Genomic DNA, 14,099 nt, shown 5'->3' on the forward strand with positions numbered 1-14,099 from the left:
ACCTCGGGGCCGGGTTCGTTTGGTCTGCGGCGTCCTCGTCGATGTGGGCGTCAGACCGCGTTCGGCGGCGTGATGTCGACGACCGTGACGGTGCCGTCTCCACGGTTGGCGACGAACAGCCGGTTGTTGTCGACGAGAACACCCCATGGTTCGTCACCGACCGCGATGGTGTCGACCACCGTATTCGTAGTGATGTCGATGACCTCAACTCGGTTGTAGCCGTAGTTGGCGACGTACAACCGGTTACCGCTGATAACCATATTGGCAAGGAGCCCGCCGCCGACGTTGATGGGTTGTACGCCTGGGGTTGACGAATCCGCGTCGACCTCGGCGTAGTTGTTTGCGAAGTCGACCACCGTCACTGTCCCGTTTGCGTTCGCGGTGTAGACGTGAAGGTGAGTGTTGACGACCGCGAAAGCGATACCGCGGGCACCGGACAAGCTGAGATCGTCGATCGTGGCCTGGACGCCGGGCGCGGGATCGATGTCGTGAAGCTCGAGCGAGACAGTCCGGATCTGAACGAGCGTGTTGTCGTAATGGTTCGCGACGACGAGGAGGTTGCCGCTGACGAATGCGGCGAACGGGCCGTCCTGCCCGACGCTTATCGGCTGCACGCCGGCTATGGCCGGATTGGCGTCGATCACCGTGTTCGTGTTTGTGTCGATCACCCACACGGTGTTGTCGAGTGCATTCGTGACGAAAAGCTTGTTCAGGTAGAGCGCCAGGTGCCCCGCTGAGCTGCCCGTGTCAATCGACTGGACGCCCGCGAGGATGGGATCGGTATCGATGAGCGTATTCGCCGTGGTGTCAATTACAGAGACGCTGCCGTCACCATAGTTGCTGACGTAGAGGCGATTTCCGACCAGCCGCAGCTTGATTGGGTGGGTGCCGACTGTTATTGCCTGCACTCCGGATGTGTTCGGATCGGTGTCGATCATCGTGTTGGTGTCGATGTCCACGACGGTCACGGTGCCGCTGTTGTAGTTGGTCACATACAGCCGGTTGCCGATCACCACCATGTCTGTGGGTGAGTCGCCGACGTTGAGGATGGTGTTGGTGGAGGCGACATTGACACTCACCGTGGCGGTATCGCTGCCGCCATTGCCGTCGGACACGGTGTAGGTGAGGGTGTCCACGCCGCTGAAGGTGGCGTTTGGCGTGTAGGTCAACGTGCCGGTGCCGACACCGGTGACGGTGCCGTTCGCGGCGCTGGCACCGGTGATGGTCAACGTGTCACCATCGGCATCCGTGTCGTTGGCCAGCAGGTCGGCCACAGACAGCGGAAGCGACGAACCCTGGGTGGTGTCGAAGGGGCCCTCGCCGACCGCCACCGGCGCGTCGTTGACGCCGGTGATCGTGATCGAAACCGTAGCTTGTGCGCTGTCGACATCGCCGTCGTTGACGACGTAGGTGAAGCTGTCGGTGCGGGTTTCGCCCGCGCCGAGGTCTTGGGCGTCGGGTGTGTAGGTGTAGGAGCCGGTGGCGGGGTTGAAGTTGGTGATGGTGCCGCTGCCTGGTTGGTCGACGATCTCGTAGGTAAGCGTCTCGCCGTCGACGTCGGTGCCCGGGGGCAGGACACCGTTGACAGCGGCGTCCTCGTCGGTGGTGAAGGACGCGTCAGCCGCCTCGGGGGCGTCGTTGACTCCGGTGATGGTGATCGAGACCGTGGCAGGGGCGCTGTCGACGTCCCCGTCGTTGACGACGTAGGTGAAGCTGTCGGTGAGTTCTTCGCCGTCGTCCAGTGCGTCGGCGTTCACAGCCTGGAAAACGCCTGGGCCGTCGGTGTACACGGTGAGGGGTAGACCGAGATCAGCTGGCGCGTAGTAGTTCGAGATGACGATGGTGTACTGCTGTCCCGCAGTGAGGGGAACGGACAGCCGGGGCCGAAGATCGCCGCCCGAGTCGTCGTCGTAGGCGATCCGGTTGGCGCCGGGGTCGCTGGGGTCGAATTCGCCTTGGTAGACGTGCAGCACCGTGTCGATGGGAATCTCGGGCTGGCTGAACTCGTAGGTCCGAGTGCTGGCAGGTACGAAGGTAGTCGCGACGTAGGTATGTGGTCCGTAAAAAGCGCCCCAGTAAGCCGCGGGGCCCGAGGCGGTCCCCTGGGTGACTTGCGCGGGATCGTCGAGCGTGATCGTTCCGCCGTCAGCGCCGACGACGGTGCCGTGAAGCGGGGTGTAGGTGTAGGCGCCGGTAGCGGGATCGAAGTCGGTGATGACTCCGTTGATCGGTCCGTCGATGATGGTGTAGGTCAACTCATCACCGTCGACATCGGTGCCCGGGGGCAGCACACCGTCGACCGGGGTGTCCTCGTCGGTGGTGAACGAGTCGTCCAGAGCCTCCGGTGCGTCGTTGACGCCTGTGACGGTGATCGACACGGTGGCAACCGAACTCATACCGGTGTTGCCGTCGGTCACCAGGTACGTGAACGTATCGGTGACTTCTTCACCGTCGTCGAGGGATTGGGCATCGGGAACGTAGGTGAACGTATTGCCCACCACCGTCAAGGTCCCGTGACTCGGCGGCGTCAGCACCGTGTTGACGAACGGCGTCAGCGGGTCGTCCTCCGCGTCGCTGTCGTTTTCCAGCAGGTCGTCCAGCGTGAAAGTCAGCGTGGAGTCTTCGTCGACGGTGAACTCGTCGTCGGCCGCGACCGGTGCGTCGTTGACGCCGGTGATGACGATGGACACGGTGGCGGTGTTGCTGTCGACGTCGCCGTCGTTGACGACGTAATCGAAGGAGTCCTCGCGGGTTTCGCCCTCGGCGAGGTCGTCCGCGTCGGGCACGTAGGTGTACGAGCCGGTAACCGGGTCGAACGCGGTGATGGTGCCGTGCTCGGGCGGCCGAGTGATCTCGTAGGTCAAGCTGTCACCGTCGACGTCGATGCCGTCCGGCAGCGCGCCTTCGACTGCGGTGTCCTCATTGGTGGTGAAGTTGTCGTCAAGTGCCTCCGGAGCATCGTTGACCGCGCCCACCGTGACGGTGACCGTCGTCGTCGAGCTGTGCCCACCGCCGCCGAAGAACCCTCCTAGACCGTGCAGATGCCACGGGCTCGCCTCGTCAGAGACGGTGTAGGAGAACGAATCCTCACCGGTGAAATTCTCGTTCGGGGTGTAGGTGAAGGTGCCGTCGTCGTTGAGCACCACCGAGCCGTTGGTGGGCTGGGTGTAGTCGGTGACCGTCAGCACGTCACCTGCAGGCCGGTCGGCATCAATGTCGTTGTCCAACACGGTGATATCCACGTCGGTGTCTTCGGACGTGGTGATCGCGTCGGCCACGGCCGTCGGGTTCTGGTTGAAGAACGTGCGCTGCAGTTCGCGCTGCACCCAGCCGAGGACGGCGAACAGCATCATCGGCGGAGCCGGGGTGTCCGGTCCCGGCGCCAGGATTCCTGAGAAGAACGACGTCACCGCGGTGACCGCGATGTTCACCAGCGCGACGGGAGCGCCGATCAGCGCTTCGATGGGGTTCGACGGCTGCCGGACCACCGGAGCGGGTGACGGTGTTCCGGGCGCAGAGGTGGTGACCAGGGACTGTAGCTCCTGCTCGGAGTCGTTCGTCAGCGAGAACGTGGCAAGCTGCCCGCCCTGGGTGATACCTCCGGCCAGAGCACCGGCGTTCTTGTCGGCCCCGGCCGGCGCCAGGGACTGTGTTGACAGGACGGGCGCGAACGTCTGCGGCTTGACAGTCGGAGCGGACTGCCGTGCAACAGTTTTCGTTTGTGGCGGTGCAGCCTGAACCGGCGGATCTGCCGGCGGGGGTGTCGCGGTCACTTCGGGAGCCGGTGTCGTGGTGGCCGGAGTCTCGTCCGTGGCCGGCGGCTCCTGCTCACCGCCCTCATTCTGCTCCTCGCCCTCCTCGGGCTGGCCGCTGAGCTGCGCTCCACCGCTGACGCTGACCTTCATCTCCGGGGCACCGTTGTCACCGGGATCACCGCCGGGCTGACCGGGACCGTCGCCACCGGCCGCCGGGGGCTCGACGTGGGTGGGTTCTTCGTTGTTGGGCGTTGTGTCGGGGGTGTTCTGCGAGGTGTCCGATTCACCGTCTTCGGCGTGTGCGGTCCCGAGGCCGATGCTGGGTCCGGTGGTCGCCACGGCAAGCCCGACACCGAGCGCCACTGCCAGAGCTCCGACCCGGCCGACGTAGCGCCCGTATCCCGCACCGCCTGTTCCGACGTGCCCGACGCGGATCAACTCGCCGGGCCGACCGGCGTCGCCACGCAGACGCCGTCGCTGGCGGCGACCGGCGGTACCGACGGAACGATTGGGCTGAGCGATCATGGCGGATTCCCCCCGGTCGTTGACCTGACACACCGCACGTTGCGGGTTCAGCAAACATATGGCCAAGGAGTCCGTCGAGGAATCGGGGGTTTCCCTACATTTCCGTCAAAACCTAGGCGAGGGTGCCGTCTCGTTTGCCCGCGACCACGGCCCGATGTCGACAGTTTTGCTGAACTCGCTCTACCGCTCTATTTCGACATATAGCAATTTGCTCTGATACGCCTCTGGCGGGTCCTCGCAGAACCGCGGCTCGACGAGCGATGAAGTTGTTCTCGGCCGTGCGGACCGGTGTAACCGGGCCGCCAATCATCGTCGACGGGCGGATACAGTTCCAGCGAATTACCGGCGCCGCTCGGGCGGGTCGACCACCGAACCGGCCGCGATCACCGCACGGTTGCGTTCGGCGACCGTGCGTAGCGACATCTTGACCAACCACCGGTCATACGTCATGTAACCGTTGACCTCGTTCTCGACGTCGGTGGTCTGGGTGTAGATGGCCCCCGACAGGCCGCCGCGGCGCACCGCGTCTTCGAGATCGCGGCTGACCTCGACGTAGCGCTCGGTCAAACGCGCTCGGCTGTCGGTCATTTCGTAGGCCTGCGGTTTGCCCGGCCAGCGGTTGCCGTGCGGGACCAACCCGAGGCCGCCGTACTCGCCGTCGACCACCACGCGGTGCTCGAGCGGTACCGGCCGATCGCCGAGGTTCAGCCGCTCGTCGCGCGGAGTCGTCGGATTGTCGTGCAGCACCGGACGCCCCGGCCCGACGTAGGTGTGGTCGTCGTAGATGTCGCCGGCGCGGGTGTCGGGCCGCGACTTGCAGCAGTTCACGCCGCTGTTGGCGTTCACCATGCGGGTCGGGTCGGCGCGTTTGGTGACGCCGGCGATCCTGGCGGTGTCGAACTCACCCCACCCCTCGTTGAACGGCACCCATCCGACGATCGAGGTGACGCTGCGCAACTGGTCGACCATCGCGACGAGTTCGCGTTCGAAGTTGACCTTGGCGGCTGGTGACGGATCCGGTGCGGGACCGACCGGGATGTCGAGCGAGACGTCCAGCGACGGCATGTCCTGCCACACCAGCAGCCCCAGCTTGTCGGCCCAGTGATACCAGCGCGCCGGTTCCACCTTGGCGTGCTTGCGCACGAAATTCATGCCGAGCGCCTTGGTGCGTTCGAGGTCGAAGCGCAGCGCGTCATCGGTGGGCGCGGTGTAGATGCCGTCGGGCCAGTAGCCCTGGTCCAGCGGCCCGTGCAGGAAAGTGATCTTGTTGTTCAACGCGATTCGCGGCCGGCCCTGCGGATCGGGCACGGTGCTGATGGTGCGCAGCCCGCCGTAGCTGGCGACCTCGTCGACCACCTTGCCCTCCGGGCTGACCAGCTTGACCTCGAGGTCGTACAGGTACGGGTCCTCGGGTGTCCACAACCGCGGCTCGGGCACCTTCACGCGGACCGGCTTGCCGGGCTCGCCCGAGGAACGTGCGAGCGTCTTGCCGTCGGGCGTCGACACGATCACCTCGGCGCGCTCGTCGGTGACACCGGTGACCCGCGGGGTGACCGTGAAACCGGTGAGATCCGAGGCGATGTCGAGCTTGTCGATGTGCGTCGCGCGCACCGGTTCCATCCAGACGGTCTGCCAGATTCCCGAGGCGCCGGTGTAGAACAGGCCCTCGGGTTCGTTGCGCTGCTTGCCGACGGCGAACGGGTTGTCCTCGTTGCGGTCCTCGGCGCGCACCACGATCTCCTGTGAACCGGACCAGCGCAGCGCGTCGGTGATGTCGGCGCTGAACGCGGTGTACCCACCCTCGTGGTGGGCGACCTTCTTGTTGTTGACCCAGACGGTGGCGGTCTGGTCGACGGCGCCGAAGTGCAGCAGGACCCGTTGGCCGCGCCAGGTGCCCGGCAGTTCAAAGACCTTGCGGTACCACATCTGATCGTCGTGCCGCTTGATGCCCGACAGCGCCGACTCGGTGGGGTAGGGCACCAGGATGCGCTCGTCGTACTCGCGCACCGACGGTGCCGCGGCCGACGCGTCCTCGCCGGACCGACCGGTGTAGGCCCACACGCCGTTGAGGTTCAGCCACCGCGCCCGCGCCATCTGCGGGCGCGGGTACTCCGGCAGCGCGTTGTTCGGCCCGACCAGATGGGTCCACGGCGTCGACAGCGGCGCGCTCTGCCGTTGCCACGCCTCCGCGGCGTGCGCCGGCACCTGGACGGTTGCCAGTGCGGCGACCACAGCCACCGCGGCGACGGCCGCTCGCGTCAGCGCCGACCACCGTCGACGGGCTCTCGGCGTGACTTCGGCCATGTTCAGTCCCCCCTGCTGGAAACTTCGAGTAGTGATGGTGCGCGGCGCACTCGGTCTTCGCAGCAAACTTAGGCAGCAGCGGTCCACAAAGGAATCCGGCATTTCCCTACACTTCGGTGTCTTGGCTGCGGCGGCCGTCTGTGGTCCACCACTGGCGAATCAGAAGCGACGTCGGCAGACGTCGCTTCCTGCGGGTGTCATCACCGGTATTACTGCGCTGATGCGAAGATTGAGTGCGTGGCGAGCCTAACATCTCGCTACGCCGTACGCCACGAGGGGCGGGGCGCGCCGTGCGGTTTCCGTTGCTCTCGTGCGGGTTCGTAGCTGCCGCGCAGCACGGTGTCGGTCAAGTCGACGAGCAAATTAAATCTAAACCGGCTCACTATATCGACGAAGCCTGCGGTCGGCGGTCGGAGCCGTTCGGGGGAAGGGGTGCGGAGAAAGGCATCGCCCAACACATCGACCCGGTGTCCGGGTTCGTTACGGCCCGCCGGAAGCAGGCGGCTGACACAATTGACCAATCCGTCAACGCGGCGGGCGCGAAGGAGGGAACGTGCGCAAGATCGTGCTGTGCGCGGCGACGGCCGCGATCGCGGGTGGGCTGGTGAACCTGACCCCGCCGACCGCCGAGGCGACGCTGTGCGGGTCGGTCGGGGGCAGGCACGTCGACGTCACCGGGTGCGCAGATCCGTTGTCCTACCTCAACGACGCCCTGACCCCGCCACCGCCCCCACCTCCACCTCCGCCGCCGCCCGGTGAGGCGCCTCCACCGCCGCCTCCGCCACCACCACCTCCGCCGGTGTACGTGCCGCCGGCGCCCAACGTGAACGTGTGCGCCAGCGTGGGACGGCGGGTCAGCGTGAGCGGGTGCATCTGAATCCGGTCAATCTGCTTGACTGACAACCGTGGACCGCGCTTCGTTCGACAAGCTCTTCGACATGACGGACCGCACCGTGATCGTCACGGGCGGCACCCGGGGTATCGGCCTCGCGATGGCCGAGGGTTTCGCGCTCGCGGGAGCGCGGGTGGTGGTGGCAAGCCGCAAGCGTGACGCATGTGAGCAGACTGCGCAGCATCTACGAGATCTGGGCGGGCAGGCCCTCGGGGTGCCGACGCACCTGGGCGAGGTGGATGCGTTGGAGGCGCTGGTGCAGCGGACCGCCGACGAGTTCGGCGGGGTCGACGTCGTGGTCAACAATGCGGCCAACGCGTTGGCGCAACCGCTCGGTCAGATGACGGCCGAGGCGCTGACCAAGTCCTACGAGGTGAACCTGCGCGGACCGGTGTTCCTGGTGCAGGCCGCGTTGCCGTACCTCAAGGAGAGCGCGAATGCAGCGGTGATCAACATGATCTCGGTCGGCGCGTTCAACTTCGCGCCGTTCACCGCGATCTATTCGTCGAACAAGGCGGCGCTGCTGTCGTTCACCCGGTCGATGGCCGCCGAATTCGCACCGTCAGGGATCCGCGTCAACGCGATTGCGCCCGGACCTGTCGACACCGACATGATGCGCAACAACCCGCAGGAGGCGATCGACGCGATGGCCAACAGCACGCTGCTGAAGCGGTTGGCGTCACCGGACGAGATTGTCGGCACGGCACTGTTGTTGGCGTCGGATGCCGGCAGCTACATCACCGGGACGGTCATGATCGTCGACGGCGGCGGAACGCCTCGCTAGCCTCGCGCATCTCTCCGCTGGTCGACGCCAGGATCTGGCTGCGGTTCTCGACCTGCAGCGCGGCCTCCAAGCTGGGCGCCTCGAGGTTGGCCCACAACACCTGCTTGGTGGATTCGACACCGAACTTGCCGTAGCTGCAGAGGGTTTCGGCGATCTGCAGGGCATCGTCGACGACGGTGCCGTCGGCGGAGATCCGGGAGACCAGACCGATCCGCAGGGCTTCCTGCGCATCGATGGTGCGGGCGGTCAGGATGAGGTCGAAGGCGGGGCCGGCGCCGACGATCCGCGGCAGCGTGTAGCTGACCCCGATGTCGCATCCGCCGAGGCCGAGCTTGATGAATTGTGTACAGAACCGGGCGGACTCGGCGGCGACGCGGATGTCGCAGGCCGCTGCGATGCCCAGGCCGCCGCCGTAGGCGACACCGTTGACCGCGGCGATGACCGGCTGGCGGAGCCGCTGCAGCTTGGCGGTCAGTTCGGCGATCAGTTCCTGCCAGCGCATGCCGGAGCGAGGGAAGTCGATGCCCTCGCTCGCCTTATTGGGGTTCGGATCGGTGAGGTCGAGCCCCGAGCAGAAACCGCGGCCGGCGCCGGTGAGCACGACGACCCGGCAGTCGTTGTTCGCGCGGATCTGGTCCAGCGTGGTGTGCAGATCGCAGACCAACTCATACGACAGCGCGTTGAGTTTGGCGGGCCGATTGAGCGTCAGCACGGCGATGTCGGGGCGCGGGTAGTGCAGTTCCAGGTCGGACATGGGCACACGTTAGCGCCGCGGGGTTTCAGATGGTGCTGCGCCATCCCGAGACGCCGACGGCGATCATCCGCAGCTGTTTGACGGCGACGCGCTTGATCTCGTCGAGGGCGGCCTGGTCGTGGGCATCCTCGATGGCTTCGGCGATCACGATCATCGCGTTGACGAACAGGGTGGCCAGGATATTGAGGTCCTCGCCGCTCCAGGTGTTCAGGCCGGGGAAGCGGGCCAGGTCGATGGCGAGTTCTGAGGTGATCAAGCGGATCTCGGTGCGGATCGCGTAGCGCAGCACCGAGACTCCGCTGTTGCGTTCGCGGCCGATGAAGCGCCAGTGTTCGCGGCGCTCGTTGACGCCGTCGATGAGGATGTCGACGCTGGACTCGATGACGCGCTTGGGGTCGAGCTTGCCGGCCCGCGCACCGCGCAGCATGTCGCGCAGGCTGCGGAAGGACTCGTCGATCAGAACGAGGCCGAGTGCTTCCATGCTCTCGAAGTGGCGGTAGAACGCGGCGGGGACGATGCCGGCCTCACGCGTGACCTCCCGCAGGCTCAGCGCCGAGAAGCTGCGGTCCTCGAGAAGCTTCAGCCCGGCCGAGATGATGGCCTGGCGGGTGGCCTCTTTGCGCTGCTCGCGGGTCAGCGTGTCGCGGGCGGCTTTGGACCGGCCGGAGCGGGAGCGGCTCGACCGCGAGCTTGGTCGACTTTCCACGTCATCCAGCGTACAAGCGTTCACTCACGCGTTATGCGCCCGCTCAGAAGTCCCGGTCCGCCGGGCCGGATTCGGTGACCGGTCCGGAGGCGAGGGGGTTGCCTGCGGAATCCGTCACGCCCGACGACGGCGTCCAGGTCAGCGTCCCGGTGCCGCCGGCCGTGCCTCGGCTGATTACACCGACGGGCGTGTAGTCCGCGCCAATTGTGACCGTGATGGTGTTGCCGGTCATGACCATCGTGGAATTGCTGAAGCGCAGGTGGTTGCCGAGCAGCACACCCAGAAGAGAGTTGACGTAGTCGGTGCGTCCCAGGCTGACCGTGCCCAGGTTCAGTTCCTGGTTGTTGGCTGCGTTGTAGACCTGCAGAGAGTCGGGGGCGAGGAGGCCGAGGACAAGATCGCCTTCGTATGCCCTGACCGTCACGGTGGTCGCGCTGCCATTCCAACCGGCCATGATGGTGTTCGGGTCGATCGGTTCACTGAACGTGTAGACGATCGTGTCGCCCTGGTCCAGCCTGCTCACCGTACCGCCGCTGCCGTTGGTGGCCTGCACCGTCACCGGCGTCGGCGCGACGTTGTCGACGATCGTGAAGCTCACGGTGGCGGTGTTGCTGGTGGCGCTGCCGTCGCTGACGGTGTAGGTGAAGCTGGCGGTCCCGGGGCCGCTCGGCGTGAACGTGAACGTTCCGGTCGAGGGGTTGAAGTTCGAGATCGTGCCGTTCTGCGGCGGGTTGGTGATGGTGTAGGTCAGCGACGAGCTGTCCACGTCGGATCCCGACAGGGTGCCGTTGAACACGGTCGGCTGACCGTTGGTGGCCTGGTTGATCGTGTGCGATGCGTTGTTGGCCACCGGCGCGTCGTTGACCGCCGTCACCGTAATCGTCACCGTCGCAACCTCACTCGTCAGTGATCCGTCGGTGACGGTGTAGGTGAAGCTGTCGGTCCCGCTGTAGTTGGCGTTCGGCCGGTAGGTGAAGGCGCCGGTGGTGCTGTTGAATTCCAGCGTTCCGCGCGTCGGCCCGGTGACGACGCTGGCGGACTGGATGGTGCCGTCGACATCGGTGTCGTTTGTCAGCACATTGCCTGTCAGCACACCGTCCTCGTCGACAGAGAAGCCGTCGTTGCCGGCAACCGGGCGGTCGTTGACCGGAGTGACCGTGATGCTGACGGTGCCGATCGCGGTACCGCCCTGCCCGTCGGAGACGGTGTAGGTGAAGCTGTCCGCGCCGCTCCAGTTCTCGTGCGGCGTATAGGTGAAAGTGCCGTTGGAGTTCAGCGTCACGCTCCCGTTGGTCGCCTGGGTGCGCAGTGTCGCGGTGAGCGGGTTTCCGTCGACGTCGCTGTCGTTGCTCAGCACGTTGCCGCTGTAGGCGGTGTCCTCGTTGGTGGTCACGGAGTCGTTGCCGGCCACCGGCGGGTCGTTCACCGCCGTGACGGAGATGGTCACGCTCCTGGTGCTGCTGTTGACCGTGCCGTCGTTGACGCGATAGAAGAACGTGTCGGTGCCGCTGAAGTTGGCGTTCGGCCGGTAGGTGAACGTGCCGTCTTCGTTGAGGGTCAGTGAGCCGCTGCTGGGTCCGGACACCAGGACGGCCTTGAGCTCGTCGCCGTCGACATCGCTGTCGTTGTCCAGGACATTGCCCTGTAGCTCACCGTCTTCGGCGACGGTGTAGCTGTCGTGGTTGGCGACCGGCGGATCGTTGACCGCGGTGACGGTGAGGGTGACGGTGCCGGTCGCGATGCCGCCCTGACCGTCACTGACCGAGTAGGTGAAGCTGTCGGTCCCGCTGTAGTTCGCGTTGGGCGTGTAGGTGAAGCTGCCGTCCGCGTTGAAGTTCAGCGTCCCGCGGCTGGGTCCGGAAACCACTGCGGCGGTCAAGGTATTGCCCTCGATATCGGTGTCGTTGTCCAGGACATTGCCCGCCAACGGCGAGTCCTCATCGGTAACGAACGAGTCATTGTTGGCCACCGGGGCGTCGTTGACCGCGCTGACGGTAATGGTGACAGTGCCGGTTGCCGTGCCGCCCTGACCGTCACTGACCGAGTAGGTGAAGCTGTCGGTCCCGCTGTAGTTCGCGTTGGGCGTGTAGGTGAACGTGCCGTCAGGGTTGAAGTTCAACGTCCCACGGCTGGGTCCGGAAACCACTGCGGCGGTGAGTGTGTCGTTGTCAGCATCGACATCGTTGGTCAATACGTTGCCGCTGACCGGGTTGTCCTCGGTGCCGGTGAAGCTGTCGTTGGTCGCGACCGGGGGATCGTTGACGGCGGTGACGGAGATGGTCACCAGCGCGGTGTCACTGAGGCTGCCGTCGCTCGCGGCGTAGGTAAAGGTGTCGGTTCCGCTGAAGTTCGCGTTCGGGGTGTAGGTGAACGTGCCGTCGGCGTTGAGTGTCAGCGTGCCGTTGCTCGGTCCGGAAACCACCACGGCGCCCAGCGGATTGCCGTCGACGTCGGTGTCGTTATCCAGGACGTTACCGGTCAGCTGCCTGTCCTCATCGGTGGTGAACGAGTCGTCGTTGGCCACCGGCGGGTCGTTCACCTCGGTCACCGCGATCGTGACCAGCGCGGTGTTGCTGTCGAGCTCGCCATCGGACGTCCGGTATGTGAAGCTGTCGGTCCCGGTGAAGTTGGCGTTCGGCGTGTAAGTGAAGCTGCCGTCCGGATTGAGGGTCAACGTGCCGTTGGCCGGGCCGGAGACGAGAGTGGCCGTGACAGGGTCGCGGTCGACGTCGGTGTCGTTGTCCAGGACGTTGCCCGTCAGCTGACCGTCCTCGCCGACGGAGTAGCTGTCGTTGGTCGCGATCGGCGGGTCGTTGACCTCATTGATTTCGATTGTGATGGTGGCGATTTCGCTCGTCACCGTGCCGTCGTTGACGGTGTAGGTGAAGCTGTCGGTGCCGTTGAAGTTGGCGTTCGGCGTGTAGGTGAACGTGCCGTCGGGGTTGAGTGTCAACGTGCCGTTCGCCGGGCCGTCGACCAGCTCGACCGTCAGCGGATCATCGTCCACGTCGCTCACCGGAACGTCGGCGTCGATCCGGTGGTCTTCGTCGATGGTGAACGTGTCATCGCCGGCGATCGGTGCATCGTTTTGGGCTTCAACCGTGATCGTGATGGTGGCTTCGCCGCTGGTGGCGCCGTCGCTGTCGGTGACGGTGTAGGTGAAGCTGTCGGTGCCGTTGAAGTCCGCGTTCGGGGTGTAGGTGTAGGTCCCGTCGGGGCGCACGACAAGTTGCCCGTTACTCGGGCCGGTCACCACGTTGGTGGTCAAGGTGTCGTCTTCGGTGTCCGAGACGGGCAGGGTACCGACGTATTCCTGGTCCTCGTCGGTTTCGACCGCATCGTCATTGGCGACCGGTGGGTCGTTGATGTCGGCGACGGTGATGGTGACGGTGCCAGTAGCGGTGCCGCCGTTGCCGTCGGTGACGGTGTAGGTGAACGAGTCGGTGCCGTTGAAGTCGGCGTTCGGGGTGTAGGTGTAGGTGCCGTTCGGGTTGAGTACCAGGGTGCCGTTGGTGACGTTCTGGTCGACGGTGACGGTGGTGGTGTCGCCGTCGACGTCGGAGACGGGAATCGATCCGTTGTAGGGACTGTCCTCGTCGACCTCCACCGCGGTGTCGTTGGTGACCGGTGCGTCGTTGACTGCGTTGACGGTGATGGTGGCGGTGCCGGTGGTGGTGGCGCCTTGGCTGTCGGTGACGGTGTAGGTGAAGCTGTCGGTGCCGTTGAAGTCGGTGGTGGGGGTGTAGGTGTAGGTGCCGTTCGGGTTGAGTACCAGGGTGCCGTTGGTGACGTTCTGACCCAATGTGACGGTGGCGGTGTCGTTTTCGTCGATGTCGCTGATCGGGACTGCGCCGTTGTAGGTGTTGTCTTCGTCGACGGTGACCGCGGTGTCGTTGGTGACCGGTGCGTCGTTGACTGCGTTGACGGTGATGGTGACAGTGCCGGTGGTGGTGGCGCCTTGGCTGTCGGTGACGGTGTAGGTGAAGCTGTCGGTGCCGTTGAAGTCGGTGGTGGGGGTGTAGGTGTAGGTGCCGTCGGTGTTGAGGACGAGGGTGCCGTTGGTGACGTTCTGGCCCAATGTGACGGTGGCGGTGTCGTTTTCGTCGATGTCGGAGATCGGGACGGCGCCGTTGTAGGTGTCGTCTTCGTCGACGGTGACCGCGGTGTCGGTGGTGGTCGGTGCGTCGTTGACCGCGTTGACGGTGATGGTGACGGTCGCGGTGTCGGAGTCCTCGGTGCCGTCGTTGACCTTGTAGGTGAACGTGTCGGTGCCGTTGAAGTTTTCGTCCGGGGTGTAGGTGAACGAGCCGTCGTCGTTCAGTGTCAGGGTGCCGTTGGCCGGGCCGCTGACGAGGATGGCTTCGAGGGGGTCGCCTTCG

General features: G+C 65.4%; 7 protein-coding genes. 2 read left to right on the forward strand and 5 right to left on the reverse strand.

Going from position 1 to position 14,099, the window contains the following annotated elements; all coding sequences use genetic code 11:
- Positions 1-50: 50 nt before the first annotated feature.
- On the reverse strand, positions 51-4,280 hold the full coding sequence (locus BHQ18_RS16180; protein ID WP_131815697.1) for a cadherin-like domain-containing protein: 4,230 nt from the start codon (positions 4,278-4,280) through the stop codon (positions 51-53).
- Positions 4,281-4,619: 339 nt separating this feature from the next.
- Entirely contained in the window at positions 4,620-6,584 is a 1,965-nt protein-coding gene (locus tag BHQ18_RS16185; RefSeq protein WP_084294107.1) for a glycoside hydrolase family 2 protein, read from the reverse strand.
- A gap of 553 nt (positions 6,585-7,137) precedes the next feature.
- Between BHQ18_RS16185 and BHQ18_RS30140 the strand changes: the two genes are divergently transcribed.
- Both BHQ18_RS30140 and BHQ18_RS16190 read left to right on the forward strand, forming a co-directional pair.
- A complete protein-coding gene (locus tag BHQ18_RS30140; protein WP_084294108.1) occupies positions 7,138-7,461 on the forward strand; it encodes an RNA-binding protein in 324 nt (107 codons plus the stop codon).
- A 28-nt stretch (positions 7,462-7,489) separates the two neighbouring features.
- The gene (locus tag BHQ18_RS16190; RefSeq protein ID WP_069414650.1) at positions 7,490-8,260 is read left to right on the forward strand and encodes an SDR family NAD(P)-dependent oxidoreductase; all 771 of its coding nucleotides are present in this window, start codon (positions 7,490-7,492) and stop codon (positions 8,258-8,260) included.
- Here BHQ18_RS16190 and BHQ18_RS16195 read toward each other — a convergent pair.
- From BHQ18_RS16195 to BHQ18_RS16205, 3 genes are all read right to left on the reverse strand, one after another.
- Positions 8,226-9,014 carry an enoyl-CoA hydratase/isomerase family protein gene (locus BHQ18_RS16195; protein WP_069414651.1) on the reverse strand — a complete coding sequence of 263 codons (789 nt, stop codon included), beginning with the start codon at positions 9,012-9,014 and terminating at the stop codon, positions 8,226-8,228. The two genes, BHQ18_RS16190 and BHQ18_RS16195, sit on opposite strands and share 35 nt — an antisense overlap.
- 25 nt (positions 9,015-9,039) lie before the next feature.
- Positions 9,040-9,720, reverse strand: a complete 681-nt coding sequence (locus tag BHQ18_RS16200) for a TetR family transcriptional regulator (protein ID WP_069414652.1) — start codon at positions 9,718-9,720, stop codon at positions 9,040-9,042.
- Between the two features lie 43 nt (positions 9,721-9,763).
- Positions 9,764-14,099: beta strand repeat-containing protein (locus tag BHQ18_RS16205; RefSeq protein ID WP_069414653.1), on the reverse strand; the 4,336-nt coding region annotated here is incomplete at its 5' end.

The organism is Mycolicibacterium flavescens (assembly GCF_001722335.1).
GTDB classification, from domain to species: Bacteria; Actinomycetota; Actinomycetes; order Mycobacteriales; family Mycobacteriaceae; genus Mycobacterium; species Mycobacterium flavescens.